Here is a 17,960-nt window from a genome sequence, read left to right on the forward strand (position 1 = left end):
CCTCCCGTCGCAGGGTGCGACTCGAACTCCGCTGTACAGTCAGCAGGATTCCGACTCGGGCTCGGGCAGTTCGTCCAAGTCAAGTGTCTAGGTCCGTCCGTCGGCCAGTTTGATGGGCAGCTTGGCCGAACCGTACTTGTGCGTGTGGGCCGCATGCAGCCGGAGCCGGTGGGCTGGGTGTGGGCGACAGCCTCCCCGGCGTACGGGCCCACCACCGTCGTAGTGGCCGTACTTTGCAGTGCAACCGCCTTGTGCGAGTTCACTGCCACCAGTGGCACGAGCTGTACCCGATGCCGAGCAGCACGGGCTGTGCACCCCGCCGCCCACACCCACGTCCCCCAGGGCCGGCCCGTCCCAGCCGTCCCCGGCTATCCCCGGCGAAGCAATCGTCCGGAATCCGCATCGATGCCGGACGCAGCTCTGCGATGATCACAGCGTTCCGAGGCAGGCGACCGGGAGACCCGATGACTGACACCGATGACGCAGTGGACGGCAGTGCGGACGAGCCTCTGGGGCGAGCCTCCTATCTGATCGAAGGGCGGCGGGTGCTAGTTTCCGACCTCGTCCGCGCCGGTCTGTTGAGCGCGGGGGCGCGCCTCACTTTCCGGCAGCGGCGGGCCGGGCAGGAATACCTCGCTCAGGTGACCGCAGACGGCAGGATCCAGCTGAGTGACGGCCAGCGGTTCAAGTCTCCTTCGGCGGCAGCCGCCGCCGCCACGGGGCGCGGGCCCTACGACGGGTGGACAGCCTGGGCACTGGACGACGGCACCCTGCTGGACGTTGTGCGGCAGAGGCTCCTGGACACGGCGGCGGAGCTGCCGCCTTCCGGCGATGTCTCGGCGGAAGACTCCGCCGCCCGGCACGCCCGGTTGAAGGACGCCCGGAGGCAGGCGGACGCCGACGCACCGGTCACAGTCACCGTCCGGGACCTGCTGGGCTGGTGGGGGGCATCCCGGCGCGGCTACCTGGTGACCGAGCGGGTAGCCGCCGAACTGGCCAACCACGGCCTGTCCACAGTTCCGGACTTCACAGCCGTGGGGATCGATGACCGGGTCACCTTGACCGGCCCTTCCGGGGACACCGAGGACGAGGAGGAGGCGGCCGAGCAGGGGCTGGTGGCGGGGCAGGAGGAGCCGAGGCAATCCGGCACACCGGGGCCTGCCGCCACATCCGGCGACGAGGAATACAAGGAGGAGCCCGTCCAGGGCCAGACGGTCGGCAACCTGCCCTCGGCTCTCAAGGGAGTGGTGTCGGTTTCCTCCTCGGCGAGCTTCGAAGAAGCGTTCACCAAAATGCGGCTCAACGAGTACTCGCAACTGCCGGTGCTGAACGGGCCTCGGAACCTGCGGGGTGCCGTCACCTGGGAATCCATCGCCCGCGCGCGCTACGCGCACTCGGAGGCCCCCTTCTCCGATGCCATCGTCCCCGCTCACGCGGTCAGCTATGCCGACCACCTGATCGACGTCCTGCCCAATCTGGAACGGTTCGGCTTCCTCCTGGTCAAGGACCAGACGAGTCAGATCGCTGGCATCATCACCGTCGCCGACGTAGCCGCGGAATACGGCGCCACGGCCCGGCCATTCCTGCTCATCGGTGACCTCGACCGGCAACTGCGACGGGCCATCTCGGAGGGTCTGGACCTCACGGAGGTGGTCGCGCTCTGCGATCCGGACGGACGCCGGAAGCTCACCACCTTCGATCAGCTGTCCTACGGGGATTACCACCAGGTCCTGGGCAATCAGGAACAGTGGGACAAGCTGGGCTGGCCACTGGACCGCAAGTCCTTCATCGCCCGCCTCGACGAGCTGCGCGAGATCCGCAATGAACTGATGCATTTCAATGACAAGGACAAGGCCGGCGACTCGGCGATACCGATGCTCCGCAACATGATCGAACTTCTGCGCGAGCACGGCGGATGAGGCGAGGCGGTCACCCCGCTCCGGCCGGGTGACCGCCGGACGGAGACGGTCTCCCTCACGGGTGACCGCAGGACATCGAAGCCTTCCACTCCACCAAGGAACCCCCCTCTGTAATAGAATTTGTCTTACACTAGAGCTGTGAAGACGACCCGAGCCGGGACCACCGAGAACATTTCCGTCTCCATGCCCGCGGAGCTGGTCAGCGAGCTGCGCTCTCGCACCGGCCGCCGCGGCCTGTCCAGCTACATCACCGAAGCTGTCCGGCACCAGCTCGCCATGGACGGGCTCGCCGAGATCGTCGCGGCCCACGAGGAAGCACACGGCGCGCTCACGGAGCAGGAGATCGAAACCGCTCGTCGCGAGCTGTTCGGAGACGAGAGCGCCGAGGGTGTCGAGCGGGGCGCCGCGTGAAGGAGCAGCCGGCTCGCTCGCTGGTGCTCGACTCCGAGGCGCTCTCCCTGCTCCTCCGCAACGACCGCAAGATGGTGGCACGCATCGAGGCATCCCGGCAGGTCGGAGTCCCCGTCCTCGTGTCTGCGCTGACCATCGTCGAAGCCGTGCACGGGAAGACCGATCTGGCGCGCTTGAAGTGGGTGCTGTCCCGGCTGCGGGTGGAGCCGGTCAATCAGGAGGACTCCCTGACCGCAGTGAAGCTTCTTCAGGACGCAGGCGGGTTGCACGGGCACAAGTACGCGATCGACGCCCTCGTCGCCGCGCTCGCGCTCCGCGTCCCGGCTCCAGCAGTCGTTCTGACCTCCGACCGCGACGACTGGTCGAAGCTCTGCGGCAGCCGCGTGATCATCAGAGAGGTGTGAGCGCCGCCGACTACTGGGTTGACGAGTTCACTGGCACCAGTGGCAGCTGGAATAGCCGACGCTCAGCAGCACCGGCACGTTCCGGCGCCGGGCCTCGGCGAAGGCCTCGGGCGACCACGGCCACCAGTCGACCGGGTTCTCGGCGTGCTGGAGGAGGTAGGGGGACGTCTCGTGCGCCAGGCGGTTGGGCATGGGCCCATCCTTGCGCACGGGGTGCCCTCCCGGGCGGGTGGCCCGGGGGCCGTGTCCGGGCGGCCGGGCGGCGTGCCCCCGGCGGCCGGGGACCGGACCGTCCGGAGCCGGACAGCGCTCAGCGGCCGGCGCCGGTCCGGGACCGGCGGCGGCCGCCGCCGAGCGCCTCCGCCGTCAGGAAGCCCCCGCCGTCACAAAGCCTCCGTCGTCAGGAAGCCTTCGAGGCCGGAGCCGAGGACGCCGGCTCCGCGTCGGCCGCCGGCTCCTCCGCGAAGTCGACCCGCTTCATGTGCTTGTTCATGCTCTTCATCAGGAACCACACCGCCACGCCGATGACGGCGAAGACGATGAAGCCGAGGACACCGGGGGTGACCTTGTTCTTGTCGAGTTCTTCGGCGAGCGGCACCAGCTGCGTGGCGGCGAGGGAGCTCATCATGGGGTCAATTGTTGCGGATGCCCGCGAAGAGGTCGTCCTCGGGGAGGGACGTGCCGACGAGAGACTTCGCCAGCTCGTACTCCTCCGTCGGCCAGACCTCGCGCTGGAGGTCCAGCGGCACGCGGAACCAGCCGCCGTCCGGGTCGATCTGCGTGGCGTGCGCGATCAGCGCCTTGTCGCGGATCTCGAAGAAGTCCCCGCAGGGCACGTACGTGGTCAGCGTGCGCTCGCGGCCCATCGTGTGCCAGCGCTCCAGCCACTCGCCGTAGGGCGACTCCATGCCGCGCTCCAGCAGCGCGTCGTGCAGCGCCTGGGTGCGGGGGCGGTTGAAGCCCTGGTTGTAGTAGAGCTTCAGCGGCTGCCAGGGCTCGCCGGCCTCGGGGTAGCGGGACGGGTCGCCGGCCGCCTCGAAGGCCACCATGGAGATCTTGTGGGTCATGATGTGGTCGGGGTGCGGGTAGCCGCCGTTCTCGTCGTACGTGGTGACCACGTGCGGACGGAACTCGCGGATGAGCCGCACCAACGCCTCGGCTGCTTCTTCAACGTTCTGCAGGGCGAAGCAGCCGTCCGGCAGCGGCGGCAGCGGGTCGCCCTCCGGCAGGCCGGAGTCGACGAAGCCCAGCCACTCCTGCTTGACGCCCAGGATGTCGCGCGCCTCGGCCATCTCCTTGGCGCGGACCTCGTGGATGTGCTCCTCGATGTAGGGGTCGCCCTGGAGCTTGGGGTTGAGGATGGAACCGCGCTCGCCGCCCGTGCAGGTGGCCACCAGCACGTCCACCCCCTCGGACACGTACTTGGCCATCGTGGCCGCGCCCTTGCTCGACTCGTCGTCGGGGTGGGCATGCACGGCCATCAGTCGCAGCTGCTCAGTCAAGACTCGTCCTCAGTCACTGGGTCATGGCCCGTCTTATCGGTGTGTCGGGGCGCCTCCTATAGTGACCGAAGAGGGAGGCGTTTCATTCCTCTTCTCCCGACCAGCACCGACCCGGAGGAAGATCATGACTGCGGCGCGCGAAGGGCTGCCCGAGGGCCGCTACGGCCGCTCGGCGGACGCGCGCGCGGACCGCAAGCTCAAGATCGTCGGCGCCGTGCTCGGCGCCGGGCTGCTCGGCGTGATCGCCTGGTCCGGCGTCCACTACATCACCAAGACGGACGTCACCGGCCAGCTCCTGCGCTCGAAGCCGGTCTCGGACAACGCCGTGCAGGCTGTCGTGGAGATCCGCAAGGGGAAGGACCAGACCGGCGTGTGCACGCTGCGCTCGCTCGGCAGCGACGGCTCCGAGGTCGGCCGCAAGGACGTCACGCTGGACCGCCGCGAGGAGCACTTCACCGAGTTCGTCATCGTGCGGACGACGCAGCACGCGGCGGCGACGGAGCTCGAGGGCTGCCGGGCGGTGCCGGGGCGCTGACGCGGCCCTGACCAGGAGGCCTGATCAGGAGGCCTGACCAGGAGGCCCGCCCGGCCCCGGCCGGGTGCCGCTCCGGTCCCGATCCGGTCCCGACATGGCGCATACGGGGTCTCTACGGCCCGCATCGACCCGCCCTGACCTGCGTTAACGCGATTCTTGCGTGATTTCTCCCGTTTACTTCTTCCCCCTTTCCGGACCCAATTGTTAGGCTCGTGGTTTCGCCCCGCTTTGAAGGTGCACCCTTCTGAGTAGGGCGTTCATTTGTTATCGCGATGTATCCCCAAGCATTCCCCAGTACCGACGAGGAGCACCTGTGACCCAGACCAGCGACAACGTCACCTGGCTGACTCAGGAGGCGTACGACCAGCTCAAGGCCGAGCTGGAGTACCTGTCTGGTCCCGCTCGCACCGAGATCGCGGCCAAGATCGCCGCGGCCCGCGAGGAGGGTGACCTGCGAGAGAACGGCGGGTACCACGCGGCCAAGGAGGAGCAGGGCAAGCAGGAGCTCCGCGTGCGCCAGCTCACCCAGCTCCTGGAGAGCGCGAAGGTCGGCGAGGCCCCCGCGGCCACCGGCGTCGTCGCGCCCGGCATGGTCGTGACCATCGCCTTCGACGGCGACCCGGACGACACGCTGGACTTCCTCCTCGCCTCCCGCGAGTACGCCAGCTCGGACATCGAGACGTACTCGCCGCAGTCCCCGCTGGGCTCCGGCGTCAACGGCAAGAAGATCGGCGAGGACGCCCAGTACGAGCTGCCGAACGGCAAGAAGGCCATGGTCCGCATCCTGGAGGCCAAGCCGTACACCGGCTGACGGCCGGATCGCGCATCACATCGCGCGGAAGGCCCTTCCGCCCCTCCGGGGGACGGGAGGGCCTTCCGCCGTTTCACGCCGTCGCCGACCGGAACTTCCGCACCGCCAGCGTCCGGAACAGCACGACGATCAGCACGGACCAGATCAGCGACGCCCACACCGGGTGCTGCATCGGCCAGGCGTCCGGCACCGGGTAGCCCGGCGGCAGGTTGCCGAAGAGCTCGCGCGCCGCCTGCACCGTCGCGCTGAAGGGGTTCCACTCGGCGATGTGCCGCAGCACCGTCGGCATGTTGTCGGCCGGCACGAAGGCGTTGGAGATGAAGGTGAGCGGGAAGAGCCAGATCAGCCCGCCCGAGGTGGCCGCCTCCGGCGTGCGCACGGACAGCCCGATCAGCGCGCCGATCCAGGAGAAGGCGTAGCCGAGCAGGAGCAGCAGCGCGAAGCCCGCCACGGCCTTGGGGATGCCCGCGTGCGTCCGCCATCCCACGATCACGGCGACGACCGCCAGCACGACGAGCGTGAGCGCGGTCTGGACGAGGTCGGCGAGCGTACGGCCGGTGAGGACGGCGCCGCGGGCCATGGGCAGGGACCGGAAGCGGTCGATGAGGCCCTTGTGCATGTCGTCGGCGATGCCCGCGCCGGCGCCGGCCGTGGCGAAGGTGACCGTCTGGGCGAAGATGCCCGCCATGAGGAACTGGCGGTAGATCGTCGGGTCCGTGCTGCCGCCGACGGCGATCGAGCCGCCGAAGACGTAGCTGAACAGCACCACGAACATGATCGGCTGGATGAGCCCGAAGATGACCACCTCGGGGATGCGGATCATCCGGATGAGGTTCCGCTTGGCGACGACCAGCGAGTCGCGCACGGAGCGGCCGAGGCCGCCGCGGAGGCGGAGGGCGGCGGCCCTGGAGGCCGGGCTTCCGACGACGCTCATGGCGTGACCTCCTTGCGGGGGTCCTTGCGCGGATCCTCGTGCGGGCCCTCGTCCGGGTCCTTGCGCGGATCCTCGTGCGGGCCCTGGTGCCGGCCCTCGTACGGATCCTCGTGCGGGCCGGCCGCCGCCGGCGCCTCGCCGGTCTCGCCCGGACCGCCGGGCTCCACCGCGTCCGCGCCGAGGTCCGCGCCCGCGTCCGCCTCGGCCGCATGGCCGGTGAGCGAGATGAAGACGTCGTCCAGCGTCGGACGGCGCAGGCCGATGTCGTCGATCCCGATCCCGCGGGCGTCCAGCTCCCTGATGACCTCGGCGAGCAGCTTCGCGCCGCCGGAGACCGGCACGGTCACCTTGCGTGTGTGCTTCTCGACCGAGGACGCGCCCTTGCCGAAGCCGCGCAGGACCTCGTCGGCGGTCGCGATGTGCTCGGGGCTGCGCACGACGACCTCGACGCGCTCGCCGCCCGTACGGGCCTTGAGCTGGTCGGAGGTGCCGCGCGCGATGACCTTGCCGTGGTCGACGACGCAGATGTCGTGCGCGAGGTGGTCGGCCTCCTCCAGGTACTGCGTGGTGAGCAGGAGGGTGGTGCCGCCGGCCACCAGCTCCTGGATGACCTCCCACAGGCCCTGCCGGTTGCGCGGGTCGAGGCCGGTGGTCGGCTCGTCCATGAACATCACGGGCGGGCTGACGACGAGGGCGGCGGCGAGGTCGAGGCGGCGGCGCATGCCGCCCGAATAGGTCTTGGCGATGCGGTCCGCGGCGTCGGCGAGGTCGAAGCGCTCCAGCAGCTCGCTCGCGCGGGCCTTCGCGTCACGGGCGGACATCTGGTAGAGCTGGCCGACCATCCGCAGGTTCTCACGCCCCGTCAGATATTCGTCCACGGCGGCGAACTGGCCCGAGAGGCCGATGGAGCGCCGGACTTCGTCGGGTTTCCTGAGGACGTCGATGCCCGCCACGAAGGCGGATCCGCTGTCGGGTTTGATGAGAGTGGTGAGGACACGTACCGCTGTCGTCTTGCCGGCGCCGTTGGGGCCGAGCAGTCCTAGAACGGTTCCTTCCGGTACGTCGAGATCGACGCCGTCCAGAGCCCTGACGTCGCCGAAGGTCTTCACCAGGCCTTCGGCATATATGGCGCCTGGCATGGAAGTTCTCCCCGCTGGGTGACGTATTGGATGATTTTACGTTCGATGTGGGCGTCCCGCGCTGTGAACGGTGCGCCCCGCTTGTGCAGAGCGCGCCCCCGCAGCCGACCCTCGCAACCCCCTTTCCTCGCGCGGCTTCCCCTCCGTCTTCCCCTCAGCCGCCGGTCATGCGCGGCCGGTCGTGCGCCCCGGTTCGCGCCCGGCCGTCAGCCGGGCAGCCGGGGAAGTGGTCAGCCGGTCAGCCGGTCGGCCGGTCGGCCGGTCGGCCGGGCCGGTGGTCAGCCGGTAGGCCGGGCCGGTGGTCCCGGGCCGCCGGTCAGCCGGGCCGGTGGTCAGCCGGTCATCCGGTATCCCGCGTCCCGCAAGGCCGCCGCCACCTCGTCGCAGTGCGCGGGCCCCTTCGTCTCCAGGTGCAGTTCCACTTCCGCCTCGGCCAGGCCGAGGCGGGGGTCGGTGCGGACGTGGCCGACGTCCAGGACGTTGGCGTCGGTGGCGGAGAGCACCTCCAGGAGGGCGGCGAGCGCCCCCGGGCGGTCGGTCAGCCGCAGCCGCAGGCTGAGATAGCGGCCGGCCGCCGCCATGCCGTGCCGCAGGACGCGCTGCAGCAGCAGCGGGTCGACGTTGCCGCCCGACAACACGGCGACCAGAGGTCCCTCGAACGAGTCGGGATCGGCCAGCAGCGCCGCCACCGGGCTCGCACCTGCCGGTTCCACGACCATCTTGGCCCGCTCCAGGCAGAGCAGCAGCGCCCCGGCGAGCGCGTCCTCGGAGACCGTCCGGACCCCGTCGACCAGTTCCCGGACGATGCCGAACGGCACGCCCCCGGGGCGGCCCACCCGGATGCCGTCGGCCATGGTCACCGGCTCCGCGACCGCCACGGGACGCCCGGCGGCCAGCGACGGCGGGTACGCGGCCGCGCCCGCCGCCTGCACGCCCACGACGCTCACGTCCGGCCGCAGTGCCTTGACCGCGGTCGCGATGCCGGCCGCGAGCCCGCCGCCGCCCATGGCCACGACGACCGTGCGCACTTCGGGGCACTGCTCCAGGATCTCCAGGCCCACGGTGCCCTGACCGGCGACGACGTCCGGGTGGTCGAAGGGGTGGACGAAGACGGCGCCGGTCGCGCGGGCGTACTGCCGGGCGGCGGACAGCGCCTCGTCCAGGACCTGGCCGTCCAGGCGCACCTCCGCGCCGTACGCGCGCGTCGCAGCGACCTTGGGCAGGGGCGCGCTCGCCGGCATGAACACCGTGGAGCGCACGCCCAGGAGCGCCGCCGCCAGGGCCACGCCCTGCGCATGGTTGCCCGCGCTGGCGGCCACGACCCCCGCCGCGCGCTCCCCCGCCGTCAGCCCGGCGATCCGGGTGTACGCGCCGCGGACCTTGAAGGAGCCGGTCCGCTGGAGGTTCTCGCACTTGAGGTGGACGGGGCCGCCGATCAGGCCCGACAGGTGCCGGCTGCCTTCCAGGGCGGTGACGCGGGTGACGCCGGAGAGGACCTTCCGGGCCCGGAGGACGTCGTCCAGGGTGACGGCGGGCGGGGCGGGGGCAGCGGGCTCCGCGGCTCCGTCCAGGCGGTCCGTTCCGTCCGGGCAGTCCGTTCCGTCCGGCCGGTTCGATCCATTCGATCCGTTTGCTGCCTGTGCAGCCATGGGGCCAGTGTGGCAGCCGGGCCGGCCGCTCGCGTGCGGCTTGCGTGCGGCTCGACCGAGCCTCGTCCGCCCCCGGCCCACCCTCCCCCGAGCCTCATTTGCAGTTCGTTTACGTAACGACCGTCGTGACCGGCGCATATCGTGCCGCCGATTCCGGAGCGCATCGCAGCGCATATCCATGCATACCGAGCGGATTGTCAGGCACCGGTCGAGCGGATTGTCCGCCACCGGCCCAGGGGCCCTCCGGGCCGCGTACTCTGTCCCCCAATCTTCCCTGCCCGACGCACGAAGTGAGCCCCAGGCCATGCCCACCCCTTCGGACATGACGACCGACCTCGCCCCAGGTGTCCTCGACGCGCTCCAGCACCAGGTGGCCGTCTTCGCACGCCGCGCCGAACAGACGCGGCTCGGCGGCGTGGGACAGGTCCGCAACTCGATGGACCGCGCCGCTTATCTGCTGCTCAACCGCCTCGACCAGGAAGGCCCGATGGGCGTCAAGGCGCTCGCCGCCGGCATGGGCATCGACTCCTCGACCGTCACCCGCCAGGTGGCGCCGCTGGTCGACACCGGCCTGGTCAAGCGCACGTCCCACCCCGAGGACGGCCGTGCCGTGGTCCTCCAGCTCTCCCCGCGCGGCAAGGCGCGCCTGGAGGAGGTGCGGGCCTCGCGCCGCGCGCTGATGGCGCTGGTGACGGACGGCTGGAGCGAGGACGAGCGGGACGTGTTCTGCACGCTGCTGACGCGCTTCAACACGGCGCTGTCCGAGGTGCACAACGCGCTGCCGCCGGTGGCACCGACGGCGTAACGCCGAACGCCGGGCGTAACGCCGAACGCCGGGCGGGCCGCAGATCGGCCCACCCGGCGCACGAGAACGAAAAGGGACAGAACGCTTAGCCCAGCGCCTGCGTGAGGTCGGCGAGCAGGTCGTCGACGGACTCGATGCCGACGGACAGGCGCACCAGGTCCGCGGGGACCTCCAGCTGGGACCCGGCGGTCGACGCGTGCGTCATCAGGCCCGGGTGCTCGATCAGCGACTCCACGCCGCCGAGGGACTCGCCGAGGGTGAACACCTCGGTGCGGTTGCAGATCTCCACGGCCGCGTCCTGGCCGCCCTCGACGCGGAAGGACACCATGCCGCCGAAGGCCTTCATCTGCTTGGCCGCGACCTCGTGCAGCGGGTGCTCGGGCAGGCCCGGGTAGTAGACCTGGGTGACCTTCGGGTGGGAGACGAGCAGCTCGGCCACGCGCTCGGCGTTGGCGCTGTGCCGGTCCATGCGCACGGCGAGGGTCTTGATGCCGCGCAGGGTCAGCCAGGAGTCGAAGGGGCCGGCGACGGCGCCCATCGCGTTCTGGTGGTAGGCGAGCTCCTCGGCGAGGCCCGCGTCGGCGGTGATCAGCGCGCCGCCGACGACGTCGGAGTGGCCGCCCATGTACTTGGTCGTGGAGTGCACGACGACGTCCGCGCCGAGCGCGAGCGGCTGCTGCAGGTACGGGCTCGCGAAGGTGTTGTCGATGACCAGGCGGATGCCGGCCGAGTGCGCGACCTCGGCGAGGGCGGCGATGTCGCTGATGCCCAGCAGCGGGTTCGACGGGGTCTCGACCCAGATCACCTTGGTGGTGGGCCGCAGGGCGGCGCGCACGGCGGCCGGGTCGGAGGTGTCGGCGACCGACCACTCCACGCCCCAGCGGCTGATCACCTTGGCGAAGAGGCGGAACGTGCCGCCGTACGCGTCGTTCGGGATGACCACGTGGTCACCGGGCGACAGCAGCGTGCGCAGCAGGGTGTCCTCGGCGGCCAGGCCGGACGCGAACGCCAGGCCGCGGCTGCCGCCCTCCAGCGCCGCCAGGTTCTCCTCCAGGGCGGTGCGGGTGGGGTTGGCGCTGCGGCTGTACTCGTAACCGCCGCGCAGGCCGCCGACGCCGTCCTGCTTGTACGTGGACACCTGGTAGATCGGCGGCACGACAGCCCCGGTCAGCGGGTCCGGCTCCTGCCCGGCGTGAATGGCGAGGGTTTCGAAGGCATGCTGATCGCTCATTTTCCCGAGCCTAGTACTCCGCACCCCCGAACACCCGTGTTCACTTGTAACCGGAGGATGAACGATCCGCGGACCCCGCGCGTTGTTCCTCACATAGCCCTACGCTGCCCCATCCACGTTCAGGACCGCTCATGGAGTTTCTGCTCATCCTGCTGGCCGTCGCCGCGATCTGCGGCGTCCTCGCCGGGCCCGCGCTGCGCCGCCGGCGGGCGGGCGCCGCGGGGCCGGCCGCCGATCCCGGCGCGGTCGCCGCTTCGTACGGCTTCCTGCCGCCCGAGCAGCTGGACGTCCGCCTGCCCGGCCCCGACCCGGAGCTGCTGAGCGCCGTGGAGGAGGCCCGCCGCACGCAGGACTGGAAGCCGGCCGCCGAGCTGCTCTCGCGCACCCACGACCCGGAGCAGCGCTGGCAGCGGGTGCAGACGCTGGCGGGCGCGGCGGTCCGCGAGCTGGCCGAGGCGCCGGGCACGGGCGGCCTGTGGCTGCGGCACTGGCGCGTGGTCGCCCCGGAGGACGCGGGCGGCGCGGCGGTGCAGGCCGAGTTCCTGGTCCAGCAGGCCCTGCGCGACCCGTCCTCGCAGGACTACCGCATGATCCTGGAGGAGGCCCGTGCGGTCTGCGCGGAGGCGGCCCGGCTGGCTCCGGAGGATGTGGTGCCGCTGATCGTCGAGCTGGGCGTGGCGCGCGGCGCGGGCGTGGGGGAGGCGGAGTTCCAGTCGGTGTGGGAGCGGGTCGTCTCCCGCGCCCCCGGGCACATGGGCGCCCACCTGTCCGCCCTGCGCTACTGGAGCGCGAAGTGGCACGGCTCCCGCGAGCAGGCCGACGCCTTCGCGCAGCGGGCGGCCGCGGGCGCGCCGAAGGGCAGCCTGCTGCCGGCGCTGCCGCTGTTCGCCGTCCACGACCACCTGCCGGACGTGAACGTGGTCCAGGGCCTCTACCGCAGCGAGGTGATCACCCGCGCGATCGAGGCGGCGCAGTACGCGGTCCTCCACGCCCCGTCCGACCACCCCGTCCTGCCGCACGTCCGCCACCTGCTGGTGTGGTTCCTGGTCAACGCCGAGCGCTATCCGGAGGCGGTCGAGCAGCTGCGCCGGGTGGACGGGCACATCGGCGCGGTGCCGTGGTCGTACGCGGCGGATCCGGTGGCGGCGTACGCGGCGTACCGGGCGGCGGCGATGGCGGGCGGGGAATCGCCGGGGGCGGCGAACCGTTGGCTGTAAGACCCTGCGCGCGCGTTGCTGCCTGCCGACTACTGACTGCTGACACCTGGCCGGCTTCCGGCCGATCCCTGGAGGCATTGACATGCTCTTCCCCACCCGAGAACCCCGCCTCCCCACCCCGGCCGAGGCACTGAAGGGCCGCCCGGAGCCGGAATTCCCCCTGCAGGAACGCCACACTGTGCTGGGCACGCCGCTGGCGGGCCCCTACCCGGCGGGCCTGGAGGTGGCGGACTTCGCGCTGGGCTGCTTCTGGGGCGCGGAGCGCAAGTTCTGGCAGACGGAGGGCGTCTGGACGACCCTGGTCGGCTACCAGGGCGGCCACACGCCGCACCCGGCCTACGAAGAGGTCTGCAGCGGCCTGACGGGCCACACGGAGGTGGTCCGCGTCGTCTTCGACCCGGCGAAGGTGTCGTACGGGGCCCTCCTGAAGCTCTTCTGGGAGTCCCACAACCCCACCCAGGGCTTCCGCCAGGGCAACGACCGCGGCACCCAGTACCGCTCGGCGGTCTACACCCACTCCCCGGCCCAGCAGTCCGCCGCGGAAGCCTCCCGCGAGTCGTACCAGCAGGTCCTGACGGGCTCGGGCTACGGCCCCATCACCACGGAAATCCTCCCGGCGAGCCCCTTCTACTATGCAGAGCCGTATCACCAGCAATACCTCGACAAGAACCCGTCGGGCTACTGCGGCATCGGCGGCACGGGCGTCTCGTGCCCTGTCGGCGTCGCGCGCACTGACAGCTGAATCGCTTCGCCCTCACTCGTTCGCGCGATGAGGTCGGACCCCCACTCGATACGCTGCTCCCAGGGATCAGAATCTCGCCCATGGGAGCAGCAATGACCACTTCCGCCGCCGGGCAGCCACTCATCCCTCAACCACCTGCCACCGTCACGGCCCTCCGCCAGGCCATCGCGCAAATCGCACCCGCTGCGCTGCCTGCCTTCACACGGGAACTGGACGAGGCCGCCGACCAGTCCCGCCAAGGGTCCGACCTGGCCCCGCTCCAGCGGTTCATCGCCCAATGGGCGGTCTACGTCCACATCCAGCGCCAGCCGAGCCTTGCGAAGGAGTTCCGCCACTGGGAGGACACCGCCGAGTCGGGTGACGCAACGCAGGCCAGACGCGCCGCGGCCGCGATCGGCAAGATCCTGGACGAGGCGCACGCCGAGCTCGCCCTCCCACCGCGGTGAGCACTGACTGGCACTGGGAATACGACCCGGATCACGCTCACGTGGCAGGCGGCGTCCCCGCCCACGTGGTAACCGAGGTGGAGCGCCTTGCCGGGCAGCTGACGGACCTGGCCGGGATGGGGATCGATGTCGGCGACTTCGGCAGCGGCCCTCGGCCGGGCGGCCTGCGGCGCATGAACGCGGCGGACGGCTGGTTCTACTTCCTGGTGGCACCGCGAGACCGCCTGATCATGGTCGTCCGCATCGTGCCGCCCTTCACCGACTTGTAGGCCGTGCCTCACCGACGGGAAAGCCCGGTTGCCGCAAGCGAAGTCGTCCCGCACCGCTGGCCCGTTGCCGAGTGCCGGTGCCGCACCGGCCCGGACTCAGCGGCGCAGGGCGGTCTCCTGTTGCATGTGTGAGAGCTTTTCGGGGTTGCGGACGGCGTAGAAGCCGGTGATGAGGCCGTCGTCGATGCGTACTGCCACGACCGTGTCGAGTTCGCCGTCGAGCCGGAGGGTCAGCGCCGGGTAGCCGTTGACCTGGGCCGGGCGCAGGGATGCCGCGCCGGCGACCTTGCCCAGGCCGCCGAGCAGCAGGCGGGCCACCTTGTCGGCGCCCACGATGGGCCGCAGGACGGCCTTCTTGACGCCGCCGCCGTCGCCGAGGAGGACGACGTCCGGCGCGAGGATGTCGAGCAGGCTCTGCAGGTCGCCCGTCTCGACCGCCCGCTGGAACGCGTCGAGCGCGTCCCGGGTCTCCGTCGGGGAGACGGTCCCGCGCGGCCGGCGCGCCGCGACGTGGGCCCGTGCGCGGTGGGCGATCTGGCGGACCGCGGCCGGGCTCTTCTCGACGGCCTCGGCGATCTCGTCGTACGGGAGGTCGAACACGTCGCGCAGCACGAACACCGCCCGCTCGGTCGGCGTGAGCGTCTCCAGCACCAGCATCATGGCCATCGAGACGCTGTCGGCCAGTTCGGCGTCCTCGGCCACGTCCGGGGCGGTCAGCAGCGGCTCGGGCAGCCAGGAGCCGACGTAGGACTCCTTGCGGCGGCCGAGCGTGCGGAGGCGGCTCAGCGCCTGGCGGGTGGTGATCCGGACCAGGTACGCGCGCCGGTCCCGCACCGTGCCGAGGTCGACGCCCGCCCACCGCAGCCAGGTCTCCTGGAGCACGTCCTCCGCGTCGGCGGCCGAGCCGAGCATCTCGTAGGCGACGGTGAACAGCAGGTTGCGGTGGGCGACGAACGCCTCGGTGGCGGTGTCCTCCGTGCGCTCGGTGCGCTCAGTGCGCTCAGTGCGCTCAGCGAGTTCGGTGCGCTCGGTGCCTTCGGTGCGCTCGCTCTTCACCGGATGCTCCTGCCTGTTCTCTCTCGACGGTGTCACGCGCACAAGACGCCGGTCCCGGCGGCTTTGTGACACCCGCGAGCGGTGGCCCTCGTCACACGGTCACCCCGTCACAACGAGCGGGCCGCCGGCATCTCTTGTTCGTCCACCGCAACACCACGCGCAACACCACGAGTAAGGACGACGTCATGGACGCCCGTTTCAACCTGTTCGAGAACGAGCTCGCCACCAAGTTCGCCAAGCGGTTCGCCAACGCCGGCATGGTGATCCACCAGTCGCCGCTGCCGAGGTCCACGCAGGAGCTGGTGTCGCTGCGTGCCAGCCAGATCAACGGCTGCGGTCACTGCATCGACATGCACACGAAGGAGGCCGCGGCCGCCGGTGAGACGGCGGTCCGGCTCCACCTGGTCGCCGCCTGGCGCGAGGCCACGGTGTTCACCGAGGCCGAGCAGGCGGCGCTGGCGCTCGCCGAGGAGGGCACGCGGCTCGCCGACGCGCACCAGGGCGTGTCCGACGAGACCTGGGCCGAGGTGCGCAAGCACTACGACGACGACCAGATCGCCGCGCTGGTCGCTCTGGTCGCCCTGATCAACGCGGCCAACCGGCTCGCCGTGATCGTGCACCAGCGGGGAGGCTCCTACGAGCCCGGCATGTTCGCCGCCGCCCTCGGCTGACCACCGGCGGATCCTGGTCCGGTCCGTCCCCTTCGCCTCGGGCCGGACCGGACTGGGCCACATCCGGCCCGGAGCCTTCTGATCAGTAGAAGAACTGCGGGAGGTCTTCCAGCGAACCCGGGCCCGTGAAGAACGCTTCCGCGGCGGCCAGTTCCCGGGCGAATTCCGGGTGTTGCCGACGTACCGCCTCTTCCACGGTTTGCCCGCGCGGCACCGTCCGTGCCGTCTGCAGGAGCATGGCTTGCCATTGCTCGCCCTGTTCGGCCAGCGCGTAGATCCCCGACAGCAGGTCGGCCATTCCGGCGGGCCGGTCCAGCACCGACGGGTCCTCCCCCGCCACCGGGAACAGCTGCCAGCCCCCGGCCCGCGCCGCCAGGCGGACCGCCCCCGCCCAGTTGCTGATGCGGCCGATGCGGACGTACAGGGAGTCCCCGGTGTGGGGCGGCAGGCTGCCGCCGTGCAGCGGGTTGGTCGCCGCCACGAGGTCGACGAGGACGCGGCGCTCCGTCTCGTCCGGCTTCCAGTCGCCCTCCTGCTGAGCCTCTATGGCGAGGTCCAGCCAGTCGTGGGCGGCGGTCAGCCGGGCGGCGAAGCCGGAAGGGACGGGGCCTACGGGCATGCCGCCAGTGTGGCAGCGACCGGACACCGGCCCCGGGCCGAGCCGCGCGCGCCGTCCCCTGCGCGGCACGCGCAACCCTCAAGCCGGAGTTCGTGGCCCAGCCCCAGCCCCAGCCCCAGCCCTCGCTACCTCACCTCCCCCTCCTCGCCACGAAGCGGAAGCTCCCCTCCCCCACCGTCACCACGCACTCCTCGAACCCCGCCATCCGCAGCCGCGCTTCCAGCGTCTCCGGCGGGACCGGGACGCACGTGTCGCCGAGGTGGATCAGCCGGAAGCGGGTGTTGGTGAGGGCGTCGCAGCCGGCGAAGACGCCGCCGGGGCGCAGGACGCGGTGGGCTTCGGCGAAGAGGCGGTCCTGGGCGGCTATCTCCGGGACGTGGTGCAGCATCGTGAAGCAGGCGACCGAGTCGAAGCGCTCCGCGGGCAGCGGGAGGTCGGCGCCGTCCCCGTAGACGACGTCGACGCGGTCGCCGAAGAGGAGCCGCAGCCGGGCCGCGTACGTGGCATCCGACTCGACCACCGTCAGCCGCTCGGTCTTGCGGACCAGGACCCGCGTCGTCGCCCCGTAACCCGGCCCGATCTCCAGGCAGTCCGCGCCCAGCGGGACGTCTTCCAGGGCCCACGGCAGGAGGTGGTCGCGCACGGCGCGGGCCCACCGGTCGGAGGAGCAGAGGCGGCGGTGGATCAGGTTCATCGGCATGGGATCGAGGCTAGGAAGGAGGCAGTGGCGTCGTATACGGGCCAGGAGGTCAACCCATGTCGCCAAAAGGACAGCCCCGCAATGCCCTGCCCCGCAACGGACAAACCCCCAACGAACAACCCCCCAACGGACACCCGCACCTCATCTCCCCTCCCGGCGCCGCCGTAGCCGTCGCCAGCTTCCCCCTCGGCAACGGCGAGTGGTTCTCCAGCCACGAGCACCCCGCCCACCAGCTCGCCTGGGCGCCCCACGGCGTCCTCGCCGTGCGCGCCTGCGGCCGTACGTGGGTGCTGCCGTCGACCGTCGCGCTGTGGATCCCCGCGGGCGTCCGGCACGCCACCGGCGCCACCTCGCCCGCGCTCCTCCGCAGCCTCTACTTCTGGCCGGACCGCTGCCCGCTGACCTGGGACGAGCCCCAAGTCGTCCCCGTCTCCAGCCTCTTACGGGAGCTGATCAACTACCTGGCGCAGGACCCGGACTCCCTCTCCGCGGAGCCTCGGCAGCGCGCCGAGGACGTCGTCCTCGACCTCCTCCGCCCCGTCTCCGTGACGACCGTCCGCGCGCCGCTGCCCGCCGACCCCCGCGCCCGCCGCATCGCCGAGGCCCTCCGCGCGGACCCGGCCGACGGGCGCACGCTGGCCGAGTGGGGCACGGTCGTGGGCGCGAGCGCGCGGACGCTCGCACGCGCCTTCGTCTCCGGTACGGGCATGACGTACGGGCAGTGGCGCACGCAGCTGCGGCTGCAGGCGGCCATGCCGATGCTGGCGGCGGGGGCGACGGTCTCGGCCGTGGCGCGGCGCGTCGGCTACGGGTCGCCGAGCGCGTTCGTGGCGGCCTTCCGCCGGGGCGTGGGCGTGCCGCCGGGTGCCTATTTCGCCCCCGCGCCGGCCTCCCGGTAGT

General features: G+C 71.4%; 21 protein-coding genes and 1 pseudogene. 12 read left to right on the plus strand and 10 right to left on the minus strand.

The window, feature by feature from the left end:
• Positions 1 to 464: 464 nt before the first annotated feature.
• From ACFZCD_RS17000 to ACFZCD_RS17010, 3 genes are all read left to right on the plus strand, one after another.
• On the plus strand, positions 465 to 1,919 hold the full coding sequence (locus ACFZCD_RS17000) for a CBS domain-containing protein (RefSeq protein ID WP_391831478.1): 1,455 nt from the start codon (positions 465 to 467) through the stop codon (positions 1,917 to 1,919).
• Between the two features lie 138 nt (positions 1,920 to 2,057).
• Positions 2,058 to 2,330, plus strand: a complete 273-nt coding sequence (locus ACFZCD_RS17005; protein WP_391831480.1) for a hypothetical protein — start codon at positions 2,058 to 2,060, stop codon at positions 2,328 to 2,330.
• Positions 2,327 to 2,734 (plus strand): type II toxin-antitoxin system VapC family toxin, encoded by a 408-nt coding sequence (locus ACFZCD_RS17010; RefSeq protein WP_391831482.1) that lies wholly within the window; start codon positions 2,327 to 2,329, stop codon positions 2,732 to 2,734. The genes ACFZCD_RS17005 and ACFZCD_RS17010 overlap by 4 nt, the downstream gene beginning before the upstream one ends.
• Before the next feature lie 33 nt (positions 2,735 to 2,767).
• Here ACFZCD_RS17010 and ACFZCD_RS17015 read toward each other — a convergent pair.
• The 3 genes and pseudogenes from ACFZCD_RS17015 to mca all read right to left on the minus strand — a co-directional run.
• Positions 2,768 to 2,926 (minus strand): annotated as a pseudogene (locus ACFZCD_RS17015) (DUF255 domain-containing protein); the annotation flags it as partial.
• A 208-nt stretch (positions 2,927 to 3,134) separates the two neighbouring features.
• On the minus strand, positions 3,135 to 3,362 hold the full coding sequence (locus tag ACFZCD_RS17020; RefSeq protein ID WP_391831484.1) for a hypothetical protein: 228 nt from the start codon (positions 3,360 to 3,362) through the stop codon (positions 3,135 to 3,137).
• Between the two features lie 4 nt (positions 3,363 to 3,366).
• Positions 3,367 to 4,236 (minus strand): mycothiol conjugate amidase Mca, encoded by an 870-nt coding sequence (gene mca / locus ACFZCD_RS17025; protein ID WP_391831486.1) that lies wholly within the window; start codon positions 4,234 to 4,236, stop codon positions 3,367 to 3,369.
• Positions 4,237 to 4,360: 124 nt separating this feature from the next.
• Between mca and ACFZCD_RS17030 the strand changes: the two genes are divergently transcribed.
• Positions 4,361 to 4,771 carry a DUF4307 domain-containing protein gene (locus tag ACFZCD_RS17030; RefSeq protein WP_391831487.1) on the plus strand — a complete coding sequence of 137 codons (411 nt, stop codon included), beginning with the start codon at positions 4,361 to 4,363 and terminating at the stop codon, positions 4,769 to 4,771.
• Between the two features lie 313 nt (positions 4,772 to 5,084).
• Positions 5,085 to 5,582, plus strand: a complete 498-nt coding sequence (gene greA / locus ACFZCD_RS17035) for a transcription elongation factor GreA (protein ID WP_391831489.1) — start codon at positions 5,085 to 5,087, stop codon at positions 5,580 to 5,582.
• Between the two features lie 73 nt (positions 5,583 to 5,655).
• Here the strand turns inward: greA and ACFZCD_RS17040 are convergent, their stop codons facing one another.
• From ACFZCD_RS17040 to ilvA, 3 genes are all read right to left on the minus strand, one after another.
• Positions 5,656 to 6,516, minus strand: coding sequence for an ABC transporter permease (locus ACFZCD_RS17040; RefSeq protein ID WP_391831491.1), 861 nt, complete (start codon positions 6,514 to 6,516; stop codon positions 5,656 to 5,658).
• A complete protein-coding gene (locus ACFZCD_RS17045; RefSeq protein WP_391831493.1) occupies positions 6,513 to 7,655 on the minus strand; it encodes an ATP-binding cassette domain-containing protein in 1,143 nt (380 codons plus the stop codon). Before ACFZCD_RS17045 ends, ACFZCD_RS17040 begins: the two co-directional genes overlap by 4 nt.
• A 332-nt stretch (positions 7,656 to 7,987) precedes the next feature.
• Positions 7,988 to 9,304 (minus strand): threonine ammonia-lyase, encoded by a 1,317-nt coding sequence (ilvA, locus tag ACFZCD_RS17050; RefSeq protein ID WP_391831495.1) that lies wholly within the window; start codon positions 9,302 to 9,304, stop codon positions 7,988 to 7,990.
• Positions 9,305 to 9,608: 304 nt separating this feature from the next.
• On the opposite strand from ilvA, the gene ACFZCD_RS17055 reads away from it, so the two are divergent.
• A complete protein-coding gene (locus tag ACFZCD_RS17055; protein WP_391831497.1) occupies positions 9,609 to 10,109 on the plus strand; it encodes a MarR family winged helix-turn-helix transcriptional regulator in 501 nt (166 codons plus the stop codon).
• An 85-nt stretch (positions 10,110 to 10,194) separates the two neighbouring features.
• On the opposite strand, the gene ACFZCD_RS17060 is transcribed toward ACFZCD_RS17055, so the two are convergent.
• On the minus strand, positions 10,195 to 11,340 hold the full coding sequence (locus tag ACFZCD_RS17060) for a cystathionine gamma-synthase (RefSeq protein WP_391831499.1): 1,146 nt from the start codon (positions 11,338 to 11,340) through the stop codon (positions 10,195 to 10,197).
• Positions 11,341 to 11,471: 131 nt separating this feature from the next.
• Here ACFZCD_RS17060 and ACFZCD_RS17065 point away from each other — a divergent pair, with 131 nt between their 5' ends.
• The 4 genes from ACFZCD_RS17065 to ACFZCD_RS17080 all read left to right on the plus strand — a co-directional run bounded on the left by ACFZCD_RS17065 (position 11,472) and on the right by ACFZCD_RS17080 (position 14,014).
• Complete coding sequence (locus ACFZCD_RS17065; RefSeq protein ID WP_391831501.1) at positions 11,472 to 12,557, plus strand: hypothetical protein; 1,086 nt, start codon at positions 11,472 to 11,474, stop codon at positions 12,555 to 12,557.
• 82 nt (positions 12,558 to 12,639) lie between these two features.
• Positions 12,640 to 13,299: a peptide-methionine (S)-S-oxide reductase MsrA gene (gene msrA / locus ACFZCD_RS17070; protein ID WP_391831503.1), complete on the plus strand. Its 660-nt coding sequence runs from the start codon at positions 12,640 to 12,642 to the stop codon at positions 13,297 to 13,299.
• Between the two features lie 92 nt (positions 13,300 to 13,391).
• The gene (locus ACFZCD_RS17075; protein ID WP_391831505.1) at positions 13,392 to 13,745 is read left to right on the plus strand and encodes a hypothetical protein; all 354 of its coding nucleotides are present in this window, start codon (positions 13,392 to 13,394) and stop codon (positions 13,743 to 13,745) included.
• Complete coding sequence (locus tag ACFZCD_RS17080) at positions 13,742 to 14,014, plus strand: hypothetical protein (RefSeq protein ID WP_391831507.1); 273 nt, start codon at positions 13,742 to 13,744, stop codon at positions 14,012 to 14,014. Before ACFZCD_RS17075 ends, ACFZCD_RS17080 begins: the two co-directional genes overlap by 4 nt.
• Before the next feature lie 96 nt (positions 14,015 to 14,110).
• Here ACFZCD_RS17080 and ACFZCD_RS17085 read toward each other — a convergent pair whose 3' ends face one another.
• Positions 14,111 to 15,070 carry an RNA polymerase sigma-70 factor gene (locus ACFZCD_RS17085; RefSeq protein ID WP_391831509.1) on the minus strand — a complete coding sequence of 320 codons (960 nt, stop codon included), beginning with the start codon at positions 15,068 to 15,070 and terminating at the stop codon, positions 14,111 to 14,113.
• 185 nt (positions 15,071 to 15,255) lie between these two features.
• Between ACFZCD_RS17085 and ACFZCD_RS17090 the strand changes: the two genes are divergently transcribed.
• Positions 15,256 to 15,741 carry a carboxymuconolactone decarboxylase family protein gene (locus ACFZCD_RS17090; RefSeq protein WP_391831511.1) on the plus strand — a complete coding sequence of 162 codons (486 nt, stop codon included), beginning with the start codon at positions 15,256 to 15,258 and terminating at the stop codon, positions 15,739 to 15,741.
• A gap of 82 nt (positions 15,742 to 15,823) precedes the next feature.
• Here the strand turns inward: ACFZCD_RS17090 and ACFZCD_RS17095 are convergent, their stop codons facing one another.
• Positions 15,824 to 16,360, minus strand: coding sequence for a hypothetical protein (locus tag ACFZCD_RS17095; protein WP_391831513.1), 537 nt, complete (start codon positions 16,358 to 16,360; stop codon positions 15,824 to 15,826).
• Between the two features lie 130 nt (positions 16,361 to 16,490).
• On the minus strand, positions 16,491 to 17,060 hold the full coding sequence (locus tag ACFZCD_RS17100; RefSeq protein ID WP_391831514.1) for a class I SAM-dependent methyltransferase: 570 nt from the start codon (positions 17,058 to 17,060) through the stop codon (positions 16,491 to 16,493).
• 56 nt (positions 17,061 to 17,116) lie between these two features.
• On the opposite strand from ACFZCD_RS17100, the gene ACFZCD_RS17105 reads away from it, so the two are divergent.
• On the plus strand, positions 17,117 to 17,959 hold the full coding sequence (locus ACFZCD_RS17105) for an AraC family transcriptional regulator (protein ID WP_391831516.1): 843 nt from the start codon (positions 17,117 to 17,119) through the stop codon (positions 17,957 to 17,959).
• The last annotated feature ends 1 nt before the right edge of the window (position 17,960 follow it).

The organism is Streptomyces sp. NPDC008001, assembly GCF_042958085.1.
In the GTDB taxonomy this organism is placed as follows: Bacteria; Actinomycetota; Actinomycetes; order Streptomycetales; family Streptomycetaceae; genus Streptomyces.

Excerpts from the sequence above, each read along its gene's own strand:
- ACFZCD_RS17075 (WP_391831505.1), top strand. The coding sequence starts at position 13,392 with ATGACCACTTCCGCCGCCGGGCAGCCACTCATCCCTCAACCACCTGCC.
- ACFZCD_RS17000 (WP_391831478.1), top strand. The coding sequence starts at position 465 with ATGACTGACACCGATGACGCAGTGGACGGCAGTGCGGACGAGCCTCTG.
- ilvA (WP_391831495.1), bottom strand. The coding sequence starts at position 9,304 with ATGGCTGCACAGGCAGCAAACGGATCGAATGGATCGAACCGGCCGGAC.
- ACFZCD_RS17030 (WP_391831487.1), top strand. The coding sequence starts at position 4,361 with ATGACTGCGGCGCGCGAAGGGCTGCCCGAGGGCCGCTACGGCCGCTCG.
- ACFZCD_RS17100 (WP_391831514.1), bottom strand. The coding sequence starts at position 17,060 with ATGCCGATGAACCTGATCCACCGCCGCCTCTGCTCCTCCGACCGGTGG.
- ACFZCD_RS17105 (WP_391831516.1), top strand. The coding sequence starts at position 17,117 with ATGTCGCCAAAAGGACAGCCCCGCAATGCCCTGCCCCGCAACGGACAA.
- msrA (WP_391831503.1), top strand. The coding sequence starts at position 12,640 with ATGCTCTTCCCCACCCGAGAACCCCGCCTCCCCACCCCGGCCGAGGCA.
- ACFZCD_RS17090 (WP_391831511.1), top strand. The coding sequence starts at position 15,256 with ATGGACGCCCGTTTCAACCTGTTCGAGAACGAGCTCGCCACCAAGTTC.
- ACFZCD_RS17065 (WP_391831501.1), top strand. The coding sequence starts at position 11,472 with ATGGAGTTTCTGCTCATCCTGCTGGCCGTCGCCGCGATCTGCGGCGTC.
- ACFZCD_RS17020 (WP_391831484.1), bottom strand. The coding sequence starts at position 3,362 with ATGATGAGCTCCCTCGCCGCCACGCAGCTGGTGCCGCTCGCCGAAGAA.
- ACFZCD_RS17045 (WP_391831493.1), bottom strand. The coding sequence starts at position 7,655 with ATGCCAGGCGCCATATATGCCGAAGGCCTGGTGAAGACCTTCGGCGAC.
- ACFZCD_RS17060 (WP_391831499.1), bottom strand. The coding sequence starts at position 11,340 with ATGAGCGATCAGCATGCCTTCGAAACCCTCGCCATTCACGCCGGGCAG.
- ACFZCD_RS17040 (WP_391831491.1), bottom strand. The coding sequence starts at position 6,516 with ATGAGCGTCGTCGGAAGCCCGGCCTCCAGGGCCGCCGCCCTCCGCCTC.
- ACFZCD_RS17095 (WP_391831513.1), bottom strand. The coding sequence starts at position 16,360 with ATGCCCGTAGGCCCCGTCCCTTCCGGCTTCGCCGCCCGGCTGACCGCC.
- ACFZCD_RS17055 (WP_391831497.1), top strand. The coding sequence starts at position 9,609 with ATGCCCACCCCTTCGGACATGACGACCGACCTCGCCCCAGGTGTCCTC.